General features: G+C 64.7%; 15 protein-coding genes. 8 read left to right on the top strand and 7 right to left on the bottom strand.

Annotated features, from left to right (window positions below; genetic code table 11):
* Positions 1-56: 56 nt before the first annotated feature.
* Both dnaJ and dnaK read right to left on the bottom strand, forming a co-directional pair.
* Positions 57-1,187, bottom strand: coding sequence for a molecular chaperone DnaJ (gene dnaJ / locus LB536_RS23645; RefSeq protein ID WP_140760347.1), 1,131 nt, complete (start codon positions 1,185-1,187; stop codon positions 57-59).
* A 222-nt stretch (positions 1,188-1,409) separates the two neighbouring features.
* Entirely contained in the window at positions 1,410-3,326 is a 1,917-nt protein-coding gene (dnaK, locus tag LB536_RS23650) for a molecular chaperone DnaK (RefSeq protein ID WP_140760350.1), read from the bottom strand.
* A gap of 490 nt (positions 3,327-3,816) precedes the next feature.
* Here dnaK and LB536_RS23655 point away from each other — a divergent pair, with 490 nt between their 5' ends.
* The 5 genes from LB536_RS23655 (at position 3,817) to LB536_RS23675 (ending at position 13,415) form a co-directional block, all read left to right on the top strand.
* Positions 3,817-5,781: a hypothetical protein gene (locus LB536_RS23655; protein ID WP_411966577.1), complete on the top strand. Its 1,965-nt coding sequence runs from the start codon at positions 3,817-3,819 to the stop codon at positions 5,779-5,781.
* 10 nt (positions 5,782-5,791) lie between these two features.
* Positions 5,792-9,649 carry a DUF11 domain-containing protein gene (locus tag LB536_RS23660; protein ID WP_224596833.1) on the top strand — a complete coding sequence of 1,286 codons (3,858 nt, stop codon included), beginning with the start codon at positions 5,792-5,794 and terminating at the stop codon, positions 9,647-9,649.
* Positions 9,650-9,855: 206 nt separating this feature from the next.
* Positions 9,856-10,533 carry a ribulose-phosphate 3-epimerase gene (gene rpe / locus LB536_RS23665; protein WP_224596836.1) on the top strand — a complete coding sequence of 226 codons (678 nt, stop codon included), beginning with the start codon at positions 9,856-9,858 and terminating at the stop codon, positions 10,531-10,533.
* A gap of 429 nt (positions 10,534-10,962) precedes the next feature.
* On the top strand, positions 10,963-11,709 hold the full coding sequence (locus tag LB536_RS23670) for a GntR family transcriptional regulator (protein ID WP_140812268.1): 747 nt from the start codon (positions 10,963-10,965) through the stop codon (positions 11,707-11,709).
* A 179-nt stretch (positions 11,710-11,888) separates the two neighbouring features.
* Positions 11,889-13,415: a malonate--CoA ligase gene (locus tag LB536_RS23675; protein ID WP_224596839.1), complete on the top strand. Its 1,527-nt coding sequence runs from the start codon at positions 11,889-11,891 to the stop codon at positions 13,413-13,415.
* Here the strand turns inward: LB536_RS23675 and LB536_RS23680 are convergent.
* From LB536_RS23680 to LB536_RS23700, 5 genes are read right to left on the bottom strand one after another with little or no spacing between them, the layout of a single operon-like run.
* Entirely contained in the window at positions 13,412-14,554 is a 1,143-nt protein-coding gene (locus LB536_RS23680) for an NAD(P)/FAD-dependent oxidoreductase (RefSeq protein WP_224596842.1), read from the bottom strand. The genes LB536_RS23675 and LB536_RS23680 overlap by 4 nt on opposite strands.
* Before the next feature lie 10 nt (positions 14,555-14,564).
* Positions 14,565-15,737, bottom strand: a complete 1,173-nt coding sequence (gene nagA, locus LB536_RS23685; RefSeq protein WP_224596843.1) for an N-acetylglucosamine-6-phosphate deacetylase — start codon at positions 15,735-15,737, stop codon at positions 14,565-14,567.
* Entirely contained in the window at positions 15,734-16,768 is a 1,035-nt protein-coding gene (locus LB536_RS23690) for an SIS domain-containing protein (RefSeq protein WP_224596846.1), read from the bottom strand. Before LB536_RS23690 ends, nagA begins: the two co-directional genes overlap by 4 nt.
* Positions 16,765-17,547: a GntR family transcriptional regulator gene (locus LB536_RS23695; protein ID WP_140812249.1), complete on the bottom strand. Its 783-nt coding sequence runs from the start codon at positions 17,545-17,547 to the stop codon at positions 16,765-16,767. Before LB536_RS23695 ends, LB536_RS23690 begins: the two co-directional genes overlap by 4 nt.
* Positions 17,544-18,425 (bottom strand): BadF/BadG/BcrA/BcrD ATPase family protein, encoded by an 882-nt coding sequence (locus LB536_RS23700; protein ID WP_224596849.1) that lies wholly within the window; start codon positions 18,423-18,425, stop codon positions 17,544-17,546. Before LB536_RS23700 ends, LB536_RS23695 begins: the two co-directional genes overlap by 4 nt.
* A 200-nt stretch (positions 18,426-18,625) precedes the next feature.
* Here LB536_RS23700 and LB536_RS23705 point away from each other — a divergent pair, with 200 nt between their 5' ends.
* The 3 genes from LB536_RS23705 (at position 18,626) to LB536_RS23715 (ending at position 22,134) form a co-directional block, all read left to right on the top strand.
* Positions 18,626-19,576 (top strand): N-acetylmuramic acid 6-phosphate etherase, encoded by a 951-nt coding sequence (locus LB536_RS23705; RefSeq protein ID WP_224596852.1) that lies wholly within the window; start codon positions 18,626-18,628, stop codon positions 19,574-19,576.
* A 117-nt stretch (positions 19,577-19,693) separates the two neighbouring features.
* Positions 19,694-20,953, top strand: a complete 1,260-nt coding sequence (locus tag LB536_RS23710; RefSeq protein WP_224596855.1) for an ABC transporter substrate-binding protein — start codon at positions 19,694-19,696, stop codon at positions 20,951-20,953.
* Positions 20,954-21,204: 251 nt separating this feature from the next.
* Positions 21,205-22,134: a carbohydrate ABC transporter permease gene (locus tag LB536_RS23715; RefSeq protein WP_224596858.1), complete on the top strand. Its 930-nt coding sequence runs from the start codon at positions 21,205-21,207 to the stop codon at positions 22,132-22,134.
* Positions 22,135-22,230: the final 96 nt, after the last annotated feature.

Here is a 22,230-nt window from a genome sequence, read left to right on the forward strand (position 1 = left end):
CGCAAGGCAAGGCGCGGCCATGCCTATGTCGTGGATAAGATAGCTCTGGTCGCGTCTCAACGCTCGCCGAAAGACTCGAAAAAGTCCTTCATGCGGGCGAAAAAGCCGCTCGATTGTGGCGAATTGTCCTGCGAGGAGAGTTGTTCGAACTCTTCCAGCAATTCGCGCTGGCGGCGCGACAGGTTCTGCGGCGTCTCGACCGCGGTCTGGATGTAGAGGTCGCCGACATTGGGCTGGCGCAGCACCGGCATGCCCTTGCCCTTGAGGCGGAACTGGCGTCCGTTCTGCGTGCCTTCGGTCACCTTCACCTTGGTCTGCGTGCCGTCCAGCGTCGTCACCTCGAAGGAGCCGCCAAGGGCGGCCGTGGTCATCGAGATCGGTACCTTGCAATAGAGATCGGCGCCGTCGCGCTGGAAGAATTCGTGCGGCTTGACCGCCAGGAAGATATAGAGGTCGCCCGAAGGCCCGCCGCGCAGGCCGGCCTCGCCCTCATTGGCAAGGCGGATGCGGGTGCCGTCCTCGATGCCGGCCGGGATGTTGACCGACAGCGAGCGCTCCTCGGTGACGCGGCCCTGGCCGGCGCATTTCGGACACGGGTCCTTGATGGTCTGGCCGCGGCCCTGGCATTGCGGGCAGGTCCGCTCGATCGAGAAGAACCCTTGCGTGGCACGCACCTTACCGTGGCCGTTGCACATCGAGCAGGTGACCGGCTGGGTGCCCGGCTTGGCGCCGCTGCCCGAGCATTCCGTGCAGGATATCGAAGCCGGCACGCGGATCTGCGCGGTCTTGCCCGCGAAGGCTTCCTCCAGCGAGATTTCCATGTTGTAGCGCAGGTCGGCGCCGCGCTCGCGGCCGCCGGAAGAGCGGCGCTGGCGGCCGCCCATCATGTCGCCGAAAATATCCTCGAAGATGTCGGCGAAGCCGCCGGCGCCAAAGCCTTGCGCGCCGCCATTCATGCCGCCCTGCTCGAAGGCTGCGTGACCGAAACGGTCATAGGCCGCGCGCTTCTGCGGGTCCTTCAGCGTCTCGTAGGCTTCGTTGATTTCCTTGAACTTGTGCTCGCAGGAATGATCGCCGGGGTTGCGGTCGGGGTGGAACTGCATGGCGAGCTTGCGAAAAGCGCTCTTGAGCTCCTTCTCGTCGGCGCCTTTTTGCACGCCCAGCGTTTCGTAGAAATCAGCTTTCATTTTTTCCCGCAGTCCGGATCAACGTCTTGATGCATGGTGTTGCGTCGTTTGCCGGCACGTTGTTTCGATTTAGGAGCGGTGCTGCCCGGATGCTAGGGCCGGCGCGAACTTGTCCGTGGTTTTCAGTGATTTTTTCGGCAGTGCTCGCGCTTTTTTCGGCAAGGGTTGCAAAAAAGCCCGGCCTTGCGCCGGGCTTTTCGCATTATCTTGCCGTCAGGCCGTTCAGGCCGACTTCTTCTTGTCGTCGTCTTCGTCGATTTCCTCGAAATCGGCGTCGACCACGTCAGAGTCCTTGGCGGCATCCGCCTTGGCGTCGGCTTCCGCCGCTTCCTTCTGCGAGGCCTCGTACATGGCCTGGCCAAGCTTCATGGAAGCTTCGGCAAGCACCTGGCTCTTGGCCTCGATGTCGGCCGGGTCGTCGCCCTCGGCGGCGGTCTTCAGCGACGCGATCGCATCGGAAATCGCGGTGCGCTCGGCCTCGGAGACCTTGTCGCCATATTCCTTCAGCGACTTCTCCGAGGAATGCACCAAGGCTTCGGCCTGGTTGCGGGCCTCGACCACGGCGCGACGCTTCTTGTCGGTATCGGCGTTGGCCTCGGCGTCCTTGACCATCTTCTCGATATCGGCGTCTGAAAGACCACCCGAGGCCTGGATGCGGATCTGGTGCTCCTTGCCGGTGCCCTTGTCCTTGGCCGAGACGTTGACGATGCCGTTGGCGTCGATGTCGAAAGTGACCTCGATCTGCGGCACGCCGCGCGGCGCCGGCGGGATGCCGACCAGATCGAACTGGCCAAGCGCCTTGTTGTCGGCGGCCATTTCACGCTCGCCCTGGAAGACGCGGATGGTCACGGCCGACTGCGAATCCTCGGCCGTCGAGAACACCTGGCTCTTCTTGGTCGGGATCGTCGTGTTGCGCTCGATCAGCCGGGTGAACACGCCGCCCAGCGTCTCAATGCCGAGCGACAGCGGCGTCACGTCGAGCAAAAGCACGTCCTTGACGTCGCCCTGCAGCACACCGGCCTGGATGGCGGCGCCGAGTGCGACGACCTCATCCGGGTTGACGCCCTTGTGCGGCTCCTTGCCGAAGAACTGCTTCACGATCTCCTGGATCTTGGGCATGCGGGTCATGCCGCCGACCAGGACCACTTCGTCGATCTCGGCGGCCTTCAGGCCGGCATCCTTGAGCGCTGCCTTGCACGGTTCGATGGTGCGCTGGACGAGATCCTCGACCAGGCTTTCGAACTTGGCGCGCGTCAGCTTCAGCGTCAGGTGCTTCGGGCCGGTCGCGTCGGCGGTGATGAAGGGCAGGTTGATCTCGGTCTGCGTCGTCGAGGACAGCTCGATCTTGGCCTTCTCAGCCGCCTCCTTGAGGCGCTGCAGGGCGAGCTTGTCGGCCTTCAGGTCGATGCCCTGTTCCTTCTTGAACTCGGCCGCCAGATACTCGACCAGGCGCATGTCGAAATCCTCGCCGCCGAGGAAGGTGTCGCCATTGGTCGACTTCACCTCGAACACGCCGTCGCCGATTTCGAGCACCGAAATGTCGAACGTGCCGCCGCCAAGGTCATAGACGGCGATGGTCTTGCCTTCCTTCTTGTCGAGGCCGTAGGCGAGCGCCGCCGCGGTCGGCTCGTTGATGATGCGCAGCACCTCCAGGCCGGCGATCTTGCCGGCGTCCTTGGTGGCCTGGCGCTGGGCGTCGTTGAAATAGGCCGGAACGGTGATGACCGCCTTCTCGACCTTCTCGCCGAGATAGGCTTCCGCCGTTTCCTTCATCTTCTGCAGGATCATGGCCGAGATTTGGCTAGGCGACTGCTTCTTGCCGCCGGCCTCGACCCAGGCATCGCCATTGTCGCCCTTGACGATCTTGTAGGGGACAAGCTTCTTGTCCTTCTCCGTTACCGGATCGTCATAGCGGCGGCCGATCAGGCGCTTGACCGCGAAGATGGTGTTTTCAGGATTGGTGACAGCCTGGCGCTTGGCCGGCTGGCCGACGAGACGTTCGCCGTCGCCCGAGATGGCGACGATGGAAGGCGTCGTGCGCGCGCCTTCCGCATTTTCGATCACCTTCGGCTCCTTGCCATCCATGATGGCGATGCAGGAGTTGGTGGTGCCAAGATCGATACCGATTACTTTTGCCATTTTTCTAGTCTCTCCGCTAAGCAGGCTCTCAGGACCCGGTAAAGGCGTTCCGACGAAAGCCCCTGTTCACAAGAATTCCCGTTCGGCCACCGGTTCTCCGGCGCCGCACGGCTTGGCGCGTATATAAGAACAGGCGGCATCGCGCGCAAGCATTCTGCGCAAGGCGTCCATGAACCTTTCCGCGCCGGCCTGCGACTGATGTCCAGGTGCCGCATGGTGTGGCCCCGGAAAGGAAGCCCCCATGACCAGCAACCCAGAGACTCCATGGTCTCCGGGACCAACAGGAGCTCGGCGCGACCACCGCCTTCGGGACGGGATCGATGCGCTGGGCTTTCCGTTGATTCCGTTGACCCTGCGCAGGAGCAGGCGTATCGTCACCATGAGGAAAGCAGACAATTCGATCAGGGAAGAACGTGCCGGACCATCGCGCCTTGCCCTGATTTGCGCGGCGACGCCGGGTGTTTCTCCCGTGGCTAACGGGGGTAGCTTGATGTCTCGCGTCCGCGGCACGTTCGTGTCTTCTTTTGACTTTGACGGCCGCTTGCGCGGTGCATTGCAGGCCGGCGGCTTGCTGGCTCTGGCGCTTGCCGCCAGCCTGTGGCTGGGCGCCGCCGCCCGGGCGCAGGAAACCCAGATCATCTATCCAGGCTCGATGGCGGTCACCGGCTTTCCCGGCACCATCATCCCCAATTTCGACGAGGGGCTGCCGCCCGGTGTCGATCCGGTCGACGAAACCTTCATCGACACCTCGCGCGCCACCTTGCGCGTGTTCGACGTTTCGCACCTGGGCGGTCCGGCCTCCGGTCAGCTCGTCTTCACGCCGCCGCCTTTCGAGGTGACGGCGGGCCAGATCGGCGAGGTGTCCGGCCTTACCTATGATGACGGCGTGCGCGACGGTGTGCCGTCTGGCATTCCCAACCTCTATGCCGCCGCCACCTCGCTGCATGGTATCGAGATCGTCACGCCGGACGCCGACAAGGACGGCAGGCCGGAGCGGCAGCGCCGCGGCACGGCGGGCGCCACTTTCATGGAGGGCCAGTTCGGCACCGAAAACGGCGGCGGACCGGGCACCATCTGGAAGATCGACGGCATCACCGGCCAGGTCGCCAAATTCGCCGACATCGACACCAACAGCGGTCCCGGCATCGGCAATCTCACCTTCGATCCCGTCCACCGTCAGTTCTTCGCCTCCGATCTCGATACCGGCCTGATCCATCGCATCGACGCCAACGGCGGACTGGTCGACACTTTCGACCATGGCGTCGCCGGGCGACCGGCGCATGGGCTGGCTCCCGTCGCCGACGATGGCGCGGTGATGGACATACAGGGCGCGGCCTTCGACACCGAAGACCCCGACAGCTGGGGCTACACCCAGGACGAGCGCCGCGTCTGGGCCGTCTCCTATCATGGCGGCCGGCTCTATTATTCGGTTGGCGAAAAGTCTGAAATCTGGTCGGTGGGCATTGCCCGCGACGGCACCTTCGCCGGCGATCCGCGCTGGGAACTGACGGTCAGGGCCGACAAGGACTACGCCGTCACCGACATTGCCTTCGACAACAGCGGCTTCATGTACCTAGCCCAGCGCGGCCCGGTCGAAAACCGCTACGACTACAGCCGCTTAGCCGATTCCGGCAAGGGCGAGGTCATCCGCTACTTCAGAGAAAATCCGGACGATCCCGCGACGGAATCGGTCTGGGTGGAGGCACCGCAGGAATATGCGGTCGGCTTCCCGCAAGGCAACAGGCAGTCGGCCGGCGGCCTCGACCTGCAATATGGCTACGATGCCGACGGCAATCTCGACACTTCGGTGTGCACACTGACGCTGGTCAACACCGGCGACAAATTGCGTGACAATCCCACACTTGCCGAAAAGCTCGCCGCCGGCGGGCCGCTTGCCGTGCATGGCGTTCAGATCACGCCCAAGGAGCTGGTCAAGCCGGCCAACGTGCCGCCCTTCGGCTCCTGGTTCGTCGATTTCGACGGCTATTTCGAGGATCCCGAAGTGGAAGGCCATGTCGGCGATGTCGCCGTCTGGCACCCCTGCGAGGGCCGTGCCGGCTATTATGAGGAAATCCCGGGCGGCTATGAGCCTCCTTTCTACCCGCCGGACTTCCCACCGCCCGGCAATCTGCCTCCGTGTCTCGATGTCGAGGCCGTGCAGTATTACTGCACGCCGCGCGGCCTCGAGGCCGATCTCTATCTCCATGACCATGCCGGCTTCGGCGGCGATTCGATCAAGGCCCAATCCAGGACGCCAGGCGTCGGGGTGACCTCACCCATGTCGCATGCACCAGGCAAGCCGTACACGATCGACATCACCGGCCACTATCCGGGCGACAGAGTGGATGTTGGACTTTGCTTCTACAGGAAGTCCGACAAGGACAAGGGTGGCTTCTACCCTTGCTGCAAGATGACCTTGCCGCTCAGAACCCCAGCCGTCAGCTGCGAACGTTGAGGAGGGGAAGATGAACATCCTTGCCCCATCCCCGCTCGCGACCAAAACGCAAAAAACCGTCATGGAGACGATCATGAAACCCCTGTCATATGCCAGGCGCGGTGCGCGCTGGCTGATGGCGGCCGGTATCGCGGTCGCCCTTGCGCCCGCACTGCCGGCATCCGCCGCCCAGACCGTCCAGGCTGTCACCAGCCCAGATGTGCAGCCGTTGCAGCTCGACAATCCGCGCATCATTAATCCGGAGCCCGGACGTGTCGTGCCGTTCTTCACCAAGACCGGTGGCCAGCGCAGCTGCGACTCTGTCTTCTACACCTTGACCTTCGGCCTGCGCGGCAATCCGCAAGGCTTTGCTGATCCGGGCCTCGAGGCGGCACTGAAGAAAGCCAAGCTCGACTTCAAGGACCAGCTTCCGCACGGTCTTTCGATCGTCAACGTGACGGTATCCGGCGACGGCACCGATGCATCGGGTGGGGCCTTGCCGAGTGCTGTCATCAGCAATTCGGCCGGACCCAACGATACGGCAACGGTTTCCGATTTCCGGATTTCCGCCAGCGATCTCGATGGCTCGGGCGCGCTGAACGAACGCGCCATCACCTTCCGCATCACGGCCAAGATCGACCACGCCGCGTTTCCGGCGCCGGTCAATGTCGACAACCAGGGCCTGATCAAGGTCACCGGCGGCGTCGGCACGGGGACCATCATCCCGTCGCAGGATCCGGGCAAGCCGGACGATGGCAACATCGCGACCGGCGAAAAGACCTCGATCCGGATCGACCTCACCAAATGCGACAAGCAACCTCCGCCTCCCACCGACCATGAATGCTTCAAGGTCGAGCGCGGCACGGTCGACTGCTTGCCCGGTGGCGGCGCCTTCATCTATCACATGCCGGTCGGCCCGGAGATGGGCGGCAAGTGGGTGCAGGTTTCGACGACCTCATCAGGCATCACCATCATCCCCGACACCCAGAAGGTGCCGGCGGGCGGTGGCGTGCTCGACTGGAAGATCGTCGGCGCGTCACCCGGCGACGTCATCCACCTCATCGTCACCGGCATCGAGACCTATGCCGGGCCGAAGGAGGGCTGGGGCCTGTGCTGCACGCAAACCATCGACATCGTCATTCCGCGTGACCAGAGGTGCCCGCCCCGGGACAAGGAGCCGGACCTCAAGGTCGAGAAACGCGCCGACGTTCCGCGCTGCACCATGGCCGGCGGCTGCGACTTCACCATCCGTGTCACCAATGTCGGCACGGCGCCCTACAACGGCAAGATCGTGCTCGACGAGGTGACGCTGCCGGCCGGCTCGACGCTGACTTCAGGACCCAATCCGCCCTGGGTCTGCGCGCCGGGAACCACCCCGATGACGTGCACCTATCCGGTGACCACGCTCAATCCGGGGGCCTTTGTCGACCTCAAGCTCGGCTTCAGGCCGGCCGGAGGCTGGCAAGGCAGCGTGCTGCGCAACTGCGCCACCTACAATTACGGCGCCAGCGGCAAGCCGCTGTTCGGCAGCCAGGCCAATGACCGTGGCTGCGCCTCGATCCCGATCTGCCGCCGCGGCGACCGCAACCCGGATTGTCAGCCGCCGGTCGAGAAGAAGGCCGACCTGATCCTCAAGAAGCGTGCCCGCACCGAAGTCTGCACCGCCGACGGCGTCTGCACCTTCATCATCGACATCATCAACAACGGCACATCGACCTACAACGGGCCGCTGACGGTGATCGACAACTATCCAAGCGGCGCGCCGGCATCCTCGACCTTCGGGCCGAGCCCGCCCTGGACCTGCGGCCCGAACGGCCCCGGTCAGTTCCGCTGCGACAATGCCGGCATCTCGCTGCCCGCAGGCGCCTCGACGCCGATCTTCGTCAAGGCGGTGGTGCCGGCCAGCTATCGGTCGGACACGGTCGAGAACTGCGCCGAGGTGAAGGCCATCCCCGGTGAGGTCGATCTCACCAACAACAGGGCCTGCGCCAAGGAACGCATCCGCCATCCCAATGGCGGCCAGCCGACCTTGCGCATCACCAAGGTCTGCAGCGGCTCGCTGGCGGGTGCAGCAGTGGTTTCCTGCCGCATCACCGTCACCAGCGTCGGTACGGCTGCCCCCACCGGTCCGGTACGGGTCAACGATGCCGCCACGCTGGTGTCGGGCGGAGCGCCTGTCCAGATCCAGACCGTCACCCCCGACGGCGCGGAATGGGCGTGCGGACCGGTTCCGGCCAATGCGTTGTCGTGCCAGATTCCCGGCGCCGTCATGACGCCCGGAACCTCCAGGCACTTCGACGTGACTGTCTCGGCCAATGGCGAGTTCGAGAACTGCGCGCGGGGCTCCTATGGCCCGGCACAGGGCGACGACGTCGTCTATCCGATCGGCCAGGCCTGCGCCAAGGGCGGCGGCTCCTCGACCATTCGTGTCGAGAAGACCGGCGACCGCGAGTGCCGCGTCGGCCAGCCCTGCTCGTTCGACATCACTATATCCAATGACGGGACGAGCCCCTTCTCGGGTCCGGTCCGCATCGGCGATGCGATCGGCGTGGACGGGCTTGGCCGGCTGGATGGCGTTGCGATCACTTCGATCGACCCGCCCTTCGGTTGCTCGTCCGAACCGACGACGCTGCCGGCCTCCTGCATCGCCAACTTGACGCTCGGCGCCGGCGAAAGCCAGTCGCACCATGTGACGGTGGTCATTCCCGGCGACGGGCGCCTGGCCAACCTGCAGGGCAACGTCAGTGGCCAGAACTGCGTCGGCGTGCTGTCTCCCGACACACGGGTGCAGGGCGGCGACGTGCTGTCCAAGGATGCGACCAACGGGCAGGGCGATCGCGGCAAGGCCTATGCGTGCCATCCCTTCATCATCACGCATGAGGTGAAGAATGAGTGCTCGCCGGGCTTTGTCATGAACGACGCCGGCCGCTGTGTCTGCCCGGAAGGCACCACCTTCCGCAACGGCCAGTGCACGGGCGGCGGCACCAATGTTCTGCCGTTGCCACCGCCGCCGCGCTGCGTGCTGCTAGAAGGCCAGATCCGCACCGAGGATGGACGTTGCGTCTGCCCGCGCGGCACGGGGCTGGAGAACGGAAAATGCGTCAGGACCGACAGGCCCGAGCAGTGCACCATCCGTGGCCAGGTCCACAATGCGGACGGCGACTGTGTCTGCCCGCGCGGCACCGAGGTGCGTGACGGCGCCTGCCGCCCGATCAGGCCGAAGCCCGAGCAGTGCACCATCCGCGGCCAGGTCCACAATGCGGATGGCGACTGCGTCTGCCCGCAAGGCACCGAGGTGCGAGACCGGGCCTGCCGCCCGATCAGGCCGAAGCCCGAGCAGTGCACCATCCGTGGCCAGGTCCACAATGCGGACGGGGACTGTGTCTGCCCGCAAGGCACCGAGGTGCGCGACGGCGCCTGCCGCCCGATCCGGCCGAAGCCTGACCAGTGCACCATTCGTGGCCAGGTCCATGACTCCGATGGCAATTGCGTCTGCCCGAGGGGTACCGAGGTGCAAGGCAATGCCTGCCGGCGCAAGCAGCCTGACATGCAGCAGTGCGACATACGCGGCCAGGTCCACAACAAGCGCGGCGAGTGCGTCTGTCCGCGTGGGACCGAGGTAATCGACGGCGCCTGCCGCAAGCCCAGGCAACAGAGCGAATGCGCGCCGGGCTCGCAGATGGTCAATGGCCAGTGCCAGCCGATCTTCAGGCGACATTGTCCGGAGGGTACGATCGGGCGGTATCCGAACTGCCGGCCGATACGCGGACAGCCGTCGCTGGAAATCGATCCGGGCCAGTTGCTGCAATTGCTGCCACGGCGCAGGCAGCCGATCGACCAGCAACAGGACCCGGTTCCAAACAGGATCCTGAAACTCCAGCAGCAGTAACCACCCGGGCGACGCCAAACGAGAACCCGCCGGAGCAGTCCGGCGGGTTTTTTCGTGGCTCGGGCAGGCCGAACCGGCTGCGACAAGATCGGCGCCGTGACACCACCCTGTGGAACCGCGCTTGTGCCCTCGACAAGTCGCCGGCAGCGCTTTAGGCAGTCGGTTCGGGGCGTCCGTATGAAAAGGGCACCCGGAAAGGCCGCGAGATGAGAAAAAAAACCTTGATCGCACCGTCGGTGTTGGCATCGGATTTCTCGAAGCTCGGTGACGAGGTCGAGGCGGTGGCGGCGGCCGGTGCCGACTGGATCCATCTCGACGTGATGGATGGGCATTTCGTGCCGAACATCACTTTCGGCCCGCCTGTCATCAAGGCGATCCGCAACCGCACCAAGGCCTTTTTCGACTGCCACCTGATGATCGCGCCCGCCGACCCCTACCTCGCCGCCTTCGCCGAGGCCGGCTGCGACGGCATGACGGTGCATGCCGAGGCCGGACCGCATCTCGACCGCTCGCTGCAGACGATCAGGAACCTCGGCAAGAAGGCCGGCGTCTCGCTCAATCCGGCGACGCCGGAAAGCGCCGTCGAATATGTGCTCGACCGGCTCGACCTGATCCTGATCATGACCGTCAATCCGGGTTTCGGCGGACAGGCCTTCATCCCGGCAATGGTCGACAAGGTGAGAAGAGTCAAGGCGTTGATCGGTGACCGGCCGATCCGCATCGAGATCGACGGCGGTGTCTCGCCGGAAACCGCGCCGCTGGTCACGTCAGCCGGCGCCGACGTGCTGGTGGCGGGTGCCGCCATCTTCAAAGGTGGCAGTGTCGAGGCTTACCGCGCCAACATCGAAGCCATCAGGACCGCGGCCGACAAGGCCGCCGGCTAGAGCAATTCCAGGAAAAGTGCGTAGCGGTTTTCCCGGGAAAAGCGCGTAGCGCTTTCCCTTGGGAATTGCGGGAAAACAAAGAGTTAGAGCGGTTCGGCGATTCCAACAGACATTGAACCGCTCTGACTCGGCCCGATCGATTCGACCGAACCTGCCACTGTCTTTGCGCGCGACAGAAAAGATGCTCGCACGGGCACACGAGAAACATATGATTCCGCGTGCATACAAACACGTTCAGTTTCTGCTGGTTGCAGAGATATTCGAATTCCGGCGATCGGCGCGCGGATTGGGTATATTCCTTTGTTCTAAAGTACAATAGCGCGATCTTCTGCTTGAGCGGCGGAAGCGTGGCGCTGTATGGTACATGTACAGAAGGGGAGTGTTCGGACTCGAATTGCCCAAGACGACAGTTGGGGACAAGGAGTCGCTTTGACATATGGAGCTGCCAATCTGAACGACGACGGCACGGAAGCCAAGAGTACGCTTGCCAGCACGGTCTATCATCAATTGCGTGATGATCTTCTCGGCGGCGCTCTGGAAGCCCAAAGCAAGCTGCGCGTCGAATGGGTCGTTTCCAAGTATGGCGCCGGTGCCTCTCCGGTTCGCGAAGCTCTCAATCGCCTTGCCTCCGAAGGTCTCCTCGGCCGCCATGACCAGCGCGGCTTCTTCATCATGCCGGTCAGTGCGGCCGAACTCGAGGAGCTGACGCGCACGCGCTGCTGGCTCGAGGAGCGGGCGCTGCGCGAATCGATCGCCCACCGCACCGCCGAATGGGAAGAACAATTGGTGCTGGCGCTGCATCGCCTGGGGCGCGCCTCACGGCTTTCGCCGCAAAGTAGCTCGTCGCTCGATCCGGACTGGGAGAAATTGCACCGCGCCTTCCACCGGGTGCTGATCTCGGCCTGCCGGTCGCACTGGCTGGTGGGCTTCTGCGAGCAGCTTTCCGATCACGCCTACCGCTATCGCCAGATGGCCCATGACGGCGAGAGCATCCAGCGCGACGATTTCGCCGAACACCGGCTGATTGCTGAAAATGCGCTGGACGGAAATGCGGATGGCGCCGTCCAGGCCCTGATCGATCACTACCAGCTGACCGCCGCCATGTGCATGGAACGCTTAAAGCAAGGCGAGGCAACAAAGGTCGCCGCCGGTCCGGGTCATCGCGCCCACCGTTGACGGCTGTTTGATCGTCGCGCTCTGCTGTCCCCATCTCTCGAATCTTTTCGATAGACGCCGGGCAGCCGTTTGCGGCCTTGACGGCCGGGCCGGGAAACGCGAACTCTTCGCCGCGTGCCGACCCACGGCCGGCGTCGACATCGCCGTCACCCCAATTGCCGTCACCCCAGGAAGATTTCATGAGCAATCATCTGTTCGATGCATTCCGGTCCCGGATGCCGGCGCCTGGGCATCTGTTGATGGAAACCGATGATGGGCGCTCGCTCACCTATGGCGACATGCTGGCACGGTCGGCGCAGCTTGCGCATGCGCTGCTGCAAATGGATGTCGCGCCCGGCGACCGGATTGCCGTGCAGGTCGAGAAGAGCCCGGAGATGGTTTTGCTTTATCTCGCCTGTGTGCGCGCCGGCGCCGTCTTCCTGCCGCTCAACACCGCCTATACGCTGGCCGAGCTCGGCTATTTCTTCGACGATGCGGCGCCTCGCGTGATTGTCTGCGATCCCGCGCGGTCGGCGGACATCCGTGGGATGGTCGACCCATCCGGTGCCGTCGTGGTCACGCTCGACCGTAATGGCCAGGGGTCCCTTGCGGATCAGGCATCGCGTCAGTCCTCCGATTTCCACGATGTCGAGCGTGGCGCGGACGATCTTGCGGCGATCCTCTACACGTCGGGAACGACCGGTCGTTCGAAAGGCGCCATGCTCAGCCACGAGAACCTTGCCTCGAACGCGCGGGTGCTGGTCGAGCAATGGCGCTTCACCAGGGATGACGTGCTGATCCACGCGCTGCCGATCTTCCACACGCACGGCCTGTTTGTCGCCACCAACGTCGTCCTGATGGCCGGCGCCTCGATGTTGTTCGAGCAAAAATTCGACGCGGGCCGAATCATCTCGCTGCTGCCGCGCGCCACCGCCCTGATGGGCGTGCCGACCTTCTACACCAGGCTGCTGCAGCAGGAGGGGCTGGATCGCGAGGCGGCGAAGGCCATCCGGCTGTTCGTGTCCGGTTCCGCGCCGCTGCTGGCCGAGACGCACAAGGCATGGCGCGATCGTACCGGCCACGCCATCCTCGAGCGCTACGGCATGACCGAGACCAACATGAACACCTCCAATCCATATGAGGGCGAGCGGCGCGCCGGCACGGTCGGTTTCCCCTTGCCCGGCGTGTCGCTGCGCATCGCCGATCCCGACAGCGGTGGGCCGCTTGACCGGGGCGACGTTGGCATGATCGAGGTCAAGGGTCCGAATGTGTTCAGCGGCTATTGGCGCATGCCGGAAAAGACCAAGGCGGAATTCCGCGCCGACGGCTTCTTCATCACCGCCGACCTCGGCATGATCGACGCCGACGGCTATGTCCACATCGTCGGTCGCGGCAAGGACCTGATCATCTCCGGCGGCTACAACGTCTATCCGAAGGAACTCGAAAGCGAGATCGACGCGCTCGACGGCGTCCTGGAAAGCGCCGTCATCGGCCTTGCCCATCCGGACTTCGGCGAAGGTGTCACCGCTGTCGTCGTGCGCTCACCCGCGTCGCGGATCAGCGCGGCCGAGATTCTCGACGCCATCACCGGACGCGTGGCGAAGTACAAGCATCCCAAACGGGTGATTTTCGTCGACGAACTGCCGCGCAACACGATGGGCAAGGTACAGAAGAACTTGCTTCGTGACAGCTACAAGGATCTCTACGTCGCCGCCAAAGCCGGCTAAGCAGATACCCCACTTCGGCGCCCCGACTCAGGCCGGTACAAGAGTTCGACGACATGGTCGGCGATCGCCAGGCTTGCGGTCAGGCCGGGGCTCTCGATGCCGAACAGATTGACGATCTGGCCCGCGCCATGATCGGCCGGCCCCTGGATCATGAAATCGGCTGAAGCTTGGCCCGGGCCGGACAGCTTCGGCCTGATGCCGGCATAGGCCGGCTGCAGGGCTTCATCGGCAAGGTCGGGCCAATAGCGGCGGATCGCCTCGTAGAAGACGGCGCTTCGGCCGGGGTCGACCGTGTAATCCACTCCGTCGATCCATTCGACGTCGGGGCCAAAGCGCGCATTGCCGGCAAGGTCGAGCGTCAGATGGACGCCGAGGCCGCCTTCGACCGGAACCGGATAGATCAGCCGCGAAAACGGCGACCGCCCCGGATGCGCGAAATAATTGCCGCGCGCCAGCCATTGCCGGGGGATGAGACCTCCAGGAAAACCGTCGATTCGGCTGGCCACCGCCTGCGCATCGAGGCCCGCGGCGTTGACGAAAGCGCCGGCCTCCAGGGCGAAGGTCTCGCCATTGGCATCGCGCGTGTCGATCCGGATCGCATCGGCTTCGATCGCTGCTCCGGCAACGGAAGTGAGGAGAGCAAAGGATGTGCCGGCGGCTTCGGCGTCGCCGCGCAGCGACAGCATCAGCGCATGGCTGTCTATAATGCCGGTCGATGGCGACAGCAACGCGGAGGCACAGGTCAGCGCCGGTTCCAGGCGCTCGGCCTCGCCGCGTGTCAAAAGCTCGAGATCGTCGACCCCGCAGCGCTTCGCATTGGCCTCGATCGCCCGCAGCGCGTCCGCCTGGCCGGGCTCGCTGGCGACGATCAGCTTGCCGGCGCGGCGATGGCCGATATCGTGTTCGGCGCAGTAGGCGTAGAGAAGCCTGCGTCCTTCGACGCAGAGCCGGGCCTTCAGGCTGCCAGGCGCATAATAGAGCCCGGCATGGATGACTTCCGAATTGCGTGAACTGGTGACGGTGCCGATCGCGTCGGCCTTTTCGATCACCACCACTTCGCGGCCCGACAAGGCAAGGGCTCTGGCGACGGCAAGCCCGACGACACCTGCTCCGGCGACGACACAATCGATTGTATGCATGGCCTCGCTCTCACCGGGAAGCGGCAGCCTCGAACACCTTGTCGCCGCCGATCCAGACGCTTCCTATGTCAAGATCGTCCGACAGCGCAACGATGTCCGCCGCCGTGCCATTGGCGAAGCGGCCAAGCCGGTGCGACTGGCCGATCGCCTGCGCCGGATAGAGCGAAGCCATGCGCAAGGCTTCGGATAGCTCGAGCCCGACGGTGCGGTGCATGAACCGGATGGCCGAGATCATGTCGAGGTCGGCGCCCGCCAGCGTGCCGTCGGCAAGCCTGAGGCTCCCGTCCTTGCGGTAGATGGTGCGGCCGTTGAGCGCGAACGAACTCATGTCGGTGCCGATTGTCGCCATCGCGTCGGTGACCAGCACGATCCTGCCCGGCCCCTGCTTGGCATCGAGCGCGATCCTGATCGTGGCCGGATGGACATGGATGCCGTCGGCAATCAGGCCGGCGGACAAGGCACCGATGTCGATGACCGCGCCCGCCAGCCCGGGCTCGCGGTTGCCGATCTGGCTCATCGCGTTGAAGAGGTGCGTGACGACGCTGGCGCCGGCCTCGGCGAAGGCTTTTGCCGTGGCATGGCCCGTATCGGAGTGGCCAAGGCTGACGATGATCCCGGCCTTGGCCAAGGCCGTGACCCGGGCCGCATCGACGGATTCGGGCGCGATCGTGGTCAGCAGCACCGGCAATTTGTTGCGCGCCGCGATCAGCATGGCCTGGTCGGCATCCGTCATCGGCCGGATCAGCGCCGGATCATGCGCACCCTTGCGGGCGATCGACAGATGCGGACCTTCCAGATGCAGGCCGAGAAAACCCGGCACTTTTTGCAGCGCTGCCGCTTCGCCGGCGGCGATTGCCGCGGCGGTGATCGCGGGCGTGTCGGTGATCAGCGTCGGCAGCAGCGCCGTCGTGCCGAACGGCGCATGCGCGCGGCAGATGGTTTCGATGGAAGCGACATCGGGATGGTCGTTGAGCATCACCCCGCCGCCGCCATTGACCTGGATGTCGACGAAGCCCGGCGCCAGCATGCCGCCACCGGTGTCGATGGCGCGGATATCCCCCGGAAGCGCGCCTTGCGGCAGCATGGCCTCGATGAGGCCGTCGCGCACGACGAGGGCTGAGCCTTCATGCCAGTCGTCGCCGTCGAAAATGCGGGCGCCAGTCAGGGCAAAACGGTCGCTCATACGGTCTCCGTCACCTTGCGAAGGTTGCGCGGCGCGTCCGGGTCGAGGCCGCGATGCCGGGCAAAGGCCTCGACGAACATGTAGAAGGAGACGATCAGCGTCAGCGGATCGGTCAACGGGTGACCGGTGGCGACATGCGGCAGGCGCGTGGCGCGATTGGCGAGCGCCGAGGTGACGAACACCGGCGCGCCCTTGGCCGCCAGGCTGTCGGCCGCTTCGGCGACGGAGGGCTCGGACGCGTCGCGCGCGGCCAGCGCCAGCACCGGAAAGTCGGGGCCGATCAGCGCCAGCGGGCCATGCATGACCTCGGCCGCGCTATAGGCCTCGGCATGGATGCCGCAGGTCTCCTTGAATTTCAGCGCCGCCTCGTTGGCCATCGCCGCCGACGGGCCGCGGCCGAGAATGAACAGCGACTTCTGCTTCTCGATCGTTTCGGCCAGCACGCTCATCCAGTCGCAGGCGATCGCCTTGCCGAAATGCTCGGGCAGGCGGGCAAGTGCCGCGAGAAGCGCTTCATCGCCGGTCGCATGCGCCATCAGGGCAAGACCGGCAACCGCGGAGTTGATGAAGGTCTTGGTTGCCGCGACGCTGCGCTCGGGACCGGCCAGGATGTCGATGGCGAAATCCGACGCCCGCGCGAGCGGCGAATCGGCGGTATTGGTGACGGCGATGGTCAGCGCGCCGCCGGCCCGTGCAGTCTCGGCCATGGCGACGATGTCGGGGCTCTTGCCCGACTGCGAGATCGCCAGGCAGGCCGAGCCGTCAAGCCGGAGCTTGCGGCCATAGATCGAGGCGATGGAGGGGCCGACCGAGGCGACGGCAAGGCCTGCGGTCAGCTCCACGGCATATTTCATGAAGGTGGCGGCATGGTCGGACGAGCCACGTGCCACGGTGACGACGAAATGCGGGTCGCGCTCCCTGATGCCGCGCCCGGCTTCGGCCAGCACCGCTCCCGAGCCGTCGAGCAGGCGGGCGACGGCCTGCGGGATCTCCTCGATCTCGCGCTGCATATGGGTGGTGTTGGCAATCATGGTCGGCTCTCTTCGCTCGGCCCTGTCAGCCGCAGTTCGGCGACGAAATCATAGGCGTCGCCCCGGTAGATGGAGCGGGTGAATTCGATCACCTTGCCGCTCGCCAGATAGGAAATACGCTCGATGTGCAGGCCGGCAATACCCGGCGGCACTTCGAGCAGGCGCGCATCGCCATCGCCGAGATTGGCGGCGGAGATGCGTTGCACCGCCCGCACCGGCCGGTTGCCGGTCAGTTCCAGTGCCGCGTAGAGCGACGAGCCGATGCCGGCCGGATCGGGCAGCACGCTGGCCGACAGCGAGGCGCGTTCGATCGCCAGCGGCGTATCGTTGGCGATGCGCAGGCGCGCCACGCGCGCCACCAGCTCGTTCGACGACAGGCCTAGCACCATCATCTCGTCGGGCGACGGCGCGTAGAGGCCGCGGTCGAGCCAGGCCGAACGCACCGCCATGCCGCGCCGCGCCATGTCCTCGGTGAAGGAAGTCAGCCGCGACAGCGACTGCTCGACGCGCTCCATGCGCGGCGCGACGAAGGTGCCGGAGCCGTGGCGCTGCACCAATATGCCGCCCTTGACTAGGTCCTGCACCGCCTTGCGCACGGTGACGCGTGAAATGTCGGCCTTGGTGGCGATGTCGCGCTCGGATGGCAGCGCGTCGCCCGGGCCGATCAGCCCGCGATTGACGGCGTCCTCGATGCTTTTGCGCAGCTGCAGGTAAAGCGGCGCGCCGCTTTGCGAGGATTGTTTGAGGGCGGCGAAGATCTGGTCGGCGGCATCGCTCATCGCGCAGCCCCCAAGGGCCCATTGAAAAGGCGCGCCGCCATCTGCACCGCGCCGCCAAGCGCATCGTCGAGCGGTTCCTTCAGCAAGGCGCGGTAGCGCGCCGACAGGCGCGGCGCATAGAGCGGCGCCAGCCCGCCGAGCAGGCAGAGCGGCGCGCCGGCGGCGAGGTCGAGCGCGCCGAGCGAGGCCTCGACATCGGCGACCGCCTTGTCGAGGATCCAGTTGGCGACGATGTCGCCTTTTTGCGCGTGCTCGAACACTTTCGGCGCGAAGCCGCCGAAATCGCCTGGCTTGGCGTTGGTGGTGAACTCGACCACGTCCTCGGGATTGTTGCGGAAAACGGCCATCATGCTGTCGGTCAGCGGCGAGGCCTGGCGCACGCCGTCATGCGCGAGCAATGTCTGCTCCAGCAGGTCGCGGCCGATGCGGGCGCCGCTGCCCTGGTCGCCCACTTGAAAGCCCCAGCCGCCAATGGCACGCGATTTGCCATCCTTGCGCGCCATATAGGCGGTGCCGGTTCCAAGGATCGCCATCGCGCCGTCGCCGGAACCGACCGCGCCTTCGAGCGCGATTTCGGCGTCGGTCTCGACGCGGCTGGTGCTGAACGGCAGGATCGCTTCGAGCTGCTGCCGGTAGGTGCCGACATTGGCGCCGGCAAGGCCGAGAATGGCGGGTGTTTGCGGGATCAGGTCCGGGTCCTGCCCGGCGGCGATGAAAGCCTGCCGCGCCGCATCGACGATGTTCGAGCGGGCGCCGGTGAGGTCGGTGCGGATGTTGGCGGCGCCGCTTTTGGCACGGCCGACGACAACGCCGTCCGCTGTAGCCAATGCGGCTCTGCAGCTGGTGCCGCCGCCATCGATGCCGAGCACGAATTTCACGTGATTTCTCCTCCGGGCGGATAATACCAATAAAATACCAATAGCCAAGGGTTAATTTCCGTTTCAAAAAGATTAAGCCGCATTTTATTGAAAAATCTGTGCAATTCGTCGGCTCAGCGATTTCCTGCCCGCAAGTTCGTTAATGCGTGTGGACAAGTGGTATTTTTTTGGTATTGTTTTCGAAGTTTGGAGGAACTGGGATGGCCGAAACGCGCACCGAAGCGCTGCATGGGAATGCCGAGGGACTGGATATCCAGGCTCCCGAAGCGATCCTCGGCTCGCTGGCCGATGCGCAGGTCGAGGCCGCGAAGGCCGTCCGCAACGCCATTCCCTCCATCGCCAGGGCAGCCGAGATCATTGCCGGCTGCCTGAGCGGCGGCGGCAACCTTGCCTATGCCGCGGCCGGCAGCTCCGGCCTGATGGCGCTGGCCGACGCGCTGGAGCTGCCCGGCACGTTCGGCATCCAGCGCGACCGCATCGCCATCCTGATCGCCGGCGGCGACGGGGCCTTCAGGACACTGGCCGGCGGGCCCGAGGATGATGCAGAGGAGGCCTCGACCGCGGTCGCCAATGCCGGCATCGGCGCGGGCGATTGCCTGATCGCTCTTTCGGCCAGCGGCACGACGCCCTATGCGGTGCGCGCCATCGAGGACGCGCGGCGCCGGGGCGCCGCCACCATCGGCGTCGCCAACAACAGGGACTCTGCTCTGCTCCGCCAGGCCGACACCGCCATCCTGCTCGAAACGCCGCCGGAAGTCATCGCCGGCTCGACCCGCATGGGCGCCGGCACGGCGCAGAAGATCGCCCTCAACATGCTGTCGACGCTGACCGCCATCCATCTCGGCCATGTTCATGACGGCTACATGGTCAACCTCATGGCCGACAACATGAAGCTGCGCGACAGGGCGGCGCGGATGGTTGCCGCCATCAGCGGCGCGAGCCGCGAAGAGGCCGCCAGCCTGCTCGAAAAGAGCGGCGGCGCGGTCAAGACCGCCATTCTGCTCGCCGCCGGCGCCGACAGCGCCGACGCTGCGCGGAAGATACTGGAACGGACGGGCCAGAAGCTGCGGCCAGCCCTTTCCGCGCTGGGGCATGATCCCGAAAAGTGGAAACCGCTTTTCGGAAAAGATCATGCTCGAACAAAGAAATAGAGCCTGTTTCATCCCGATTTCGATCGGGGTGAAACGGGCTTGCGAGGGGAACAAGGGCTCCAAAGCCTAGGTTCTCATCAAAACCGAACCTGAAAAAGGTCAACAGGGAGACTGAGCATGACAACGAAACTACTGACGGCACTGCTTCTGGGCACAAGCATTCTCGGCTCCGCCGGGTTGGCTCACGCCGAGGACGTAACGCTCAACATCGAAAGCTGGCGCGGCGACGACCTTGCCATCTGGAAGGACAAGCTGATCCCGGCCTTCGAAGCCAAGAACCCCGGCATCAAGGTGGTGTTCGCACCATCGGCTCCGACCGAATATGACGCCGCGCTCGGTGCCAAGCTCGCCGCCGGCTCGGCGGGCGACCTGATCACCTGCCGCCCGTTCGACAAGTCGCTTGAATTGTTCAAGAAGGGCAACCTTGCCGACCTATCGGCGCTGCCCGGCATGGAAAACTTCTCGCCCGTCGCCAAGTCCGCTTGGCAGACGGATGACGGCAAGGCGAGCTTCTGCGTGCCGATGGCATCCGTCATCCACGGCTTCATCTACAACAAGGATGCCTTCGACAAGCTCGGCATCAAGGTGCCGCAGACCCGCGACGAGTTCTTCGCCGCGCTCGACAAGATCAAGGCTGACGGCACCTACATCCCGATGGCGATGGGCACCAAGGACCTCTGGGAAGCCGCAACCATGGGCTACCAGAACATCGGCCCCAATTACTGGAAGGGCGAGGACGGCCGCAAGGCGCTGATCAAGGGCGATCAGAAGCTGACCGACAAGGATTGGGTCGCGCCGTATGAGGAACTGGCCAAGTGGAAGCCATATCTGGGCGACGGCTTCGAAGCCCAGACCTATCCGGACAGCCAGAACCTGTTCACGCTCGGCCGCGCCGCCATCTACCCGGCCGGCTCGTGGGAAATCGGCCTGTTCAACACCCAGGCCCAGTTCAAGATGGGCGCCTTCCCGCCGCCGGTCGAGAAGGCCGGAGACACCTGCTACATCTCCGACCATACTGATATTGGCATGGGCCTGAATGCAGCCTCCAAGCACGCGGACGCGGCCAAGACCTTCCTGTCCTGGGTAGCCTCGCCGGATTTCGCCACCATCTACGCCAACGCGCTGCCGGGCTTCTTCAGCCTGAACTCCTCGCCGGTGAAGATGCAGGACCCGCTGGCGCAGGAATTCGTCTCCTGGCGCGGCAAGTGCAAGTCGACGATCCGCTCGACCTACCAGATCCTGTCGCGCGGCACGCCGAACCTCGAAAACGAGACCTGGGTTGAATCGGCCAACGTCATCAACGGCACCGACACGCCCGAGGCCGCGGCCAAGAAGCTGCAGACCGGTCTCGACAGCTGGTATAAGCCGGCCAAGTAAGAGCTCAGGCAACGGAGCAAGGCCGTTCCAAGTGGACGGCCCTGCCTTTTTCGATAGCATCGACTGCGAACGACGGCGCCGCCCCTCATCCGCCTGCCGGCACCTTCTCCCCGTATAGTGACGGGGAGAAGGAACCAGCTGCAACGCTGGCAACCCCCTCTCCCCGTCCTTCACGGGGAGAGGGTAGGGTGAGGGGCAGCGCTGCCGTCGAACGCATTTGCCCAGACCCTTGATCGGCGGGGACCGAACTCATGGCCGCACAAACACGACCGAAAAGACCGTTCCGCTGGCATATCGCCGTTTTCCTGGCGCCGGCGGTGCTGGTCTATACGGCGATCATGATCCTGCCGCTGGCCGGCACGCTGCAACTCTCGCTGTTCCGAAACGTCGAGCAGTCCCAGATCTTCGTTGGCCTGGACAATTTCCGCACACTGTTCGGCGACCCCAACTGGTCGGTGAATTTCTGGAACGCGCTGCGCAACAATCTCTGGTTCTTCATCATCCACATGCTGGTGCAGAACCCGGTCGGCGTGCTTTTGGCGGCGCTCCTGTCCAGCCCGAAGCTCCGGTTCTCGGCCTTCTACCGCACCGCGATCTTCGTGCCGACCATCCTGTCCTTCGTCATCGTCGGCTTTGCCTGGAAGCTGATCCTGTCGCCGCTGTGGGGCGTGGCGCCGCATCTGCTCGATTTCGTCGGACTGAAGAGCCTGTTCACGCCGTGGCTCGGCAAGGAGCAATACGCGCTGACCGCGCTCAGCCTGGTCTCGGTGTGGCAGTTCATCGGCATCCCGATGATGCTGATCTATGCCGCGCTGCTGTCCATCCCCGAAGAGGTGATCGAGGCGGCCGAATGCGACGGGATCACCGGCCTGTCGCAGTTCTGGAAGATCAAGCTGCCGCTGATCCTGCCGTCGATCGGCATCATCTCGATCCTCACCTTCGTCGGCAATTTCAACGCCTTCGACCTGATCTACACCGCGCAAGGCGCGCTCGCCGGGCCGAACTATTCGACCGATATTCTCGGCACCTTCCTCTACCGCGCCTTCTTCGGTTTCCAGCTGCAGGTCGGCGATCCCAACATGGGCGCGACCATCGCTACGATCATGTTCCTGATCATCCTCGGCGGTGTCTGCGTCTACCTCTTCCTCATCCAGACGCGCCTGCGTCGCTACCAGTTCTGAGGGTTGGAGATGTCACGGCTGAACACCCCCCTCTGGCCTGCCGGCCATCTCCCCCTCAAGGGGGGAGATTGGATATCATCACCGTTTTCGCCAACT

The sequence above is a fragment of the Mesorhizobium sp. ES1-3 genome, from assembly GCF_020164795.1.
GTDB lineage: Bacteria > Pseudomonadota > Alphaproteobacteria > Rhizobiales > Rhizobiaceae > Mesorhizobium.

Coding starts and splice junctions, on each gene's coding strand:
- dnaJ (WP_140760347.1), bottom strand. CDS start 1,187: ATGAAAGCTGATTTCTACGAAACGCTGGGCGTGCAAAAAGGCGCCGAC.
- dnaK (WP_140760350.1), bottom strand. CDS start 3,326: ATGGCAAAAGTAATCGGTATCGATCTTGGCACCACCAACTCCTGCATC.
- LB536_RS23655 (WP_411966577.1), top strand. CDS start 3,817: ATGTCTCGCGTCCGCGGCACGTTCGTGTCTTCTTTTGACTTTGACGGC.
- LB536_RS23660 (WP_224596833.1), top strand. CDS start 5,792: ATGAACATCCTTGCCCCATCCCCGCTCGCGACCAAAACGCAAAAAACC.
- rpe (WP_224596836.1), top strand. CDS start 9,856: ATGAGAAAAAAAACCTTGATCGCACCGTCGGTGTTGGCATCGGATTTC.
- LB536_RS23675 (WP_224596839.1), top strand. CDS start 11,889: ATGAGCAATCATCTGTTCGATGCATTCCGGTCCCGGATGCCGGCGCCT.
- LB536_RS23680 (WP_224596842.1), bottom strand. CDS start 14,554: ATGCATACAATCGATTGTGTCGTCGCCGGAGCAGGTGTCGTCGGGCTT.
- nagA (WP_224596843.1), bottom strand. CDS start 15,737: ATGAGCGACCGTTTTGCCCTGACTGGCGCCCGCATTTTCGACGGCGAC.
- LB536_RS23690 (WP_224596846.1), bottom strand. CDS start 16,768: ATGATTGCCAACACCACCCATATGCAGCGCGAGATCGAGGAGATCCCG.
- LB536_RS23695 (WP_140812249.1), bottom strand. CDS start 17,547: ATGAGCGATGCCGCCGACCAGATCTTCGCCGCCCTCAAACAATCCTCG.
- LB536_RS23705 (WP_224596852.1), top strand. CDS start 18,626: ATGGCCGAAACGCGCACCGAAGCGCTGCATGGGAATGCCGAGGGACTG.
- LB536_RS23710 (WP_224596855.1), top strand. CDS start 19,694: ATGACAACGAAACTACTGACGGCACTGCTTCTGGGCACAAGCATTCTC.
- LB536_RS23715 (WP_224596858.1), top strand. CDS start 21,205: ATGGCCGCACAAACACGACCGAAAAGACCGTTCCGCTGGCATATCGCC.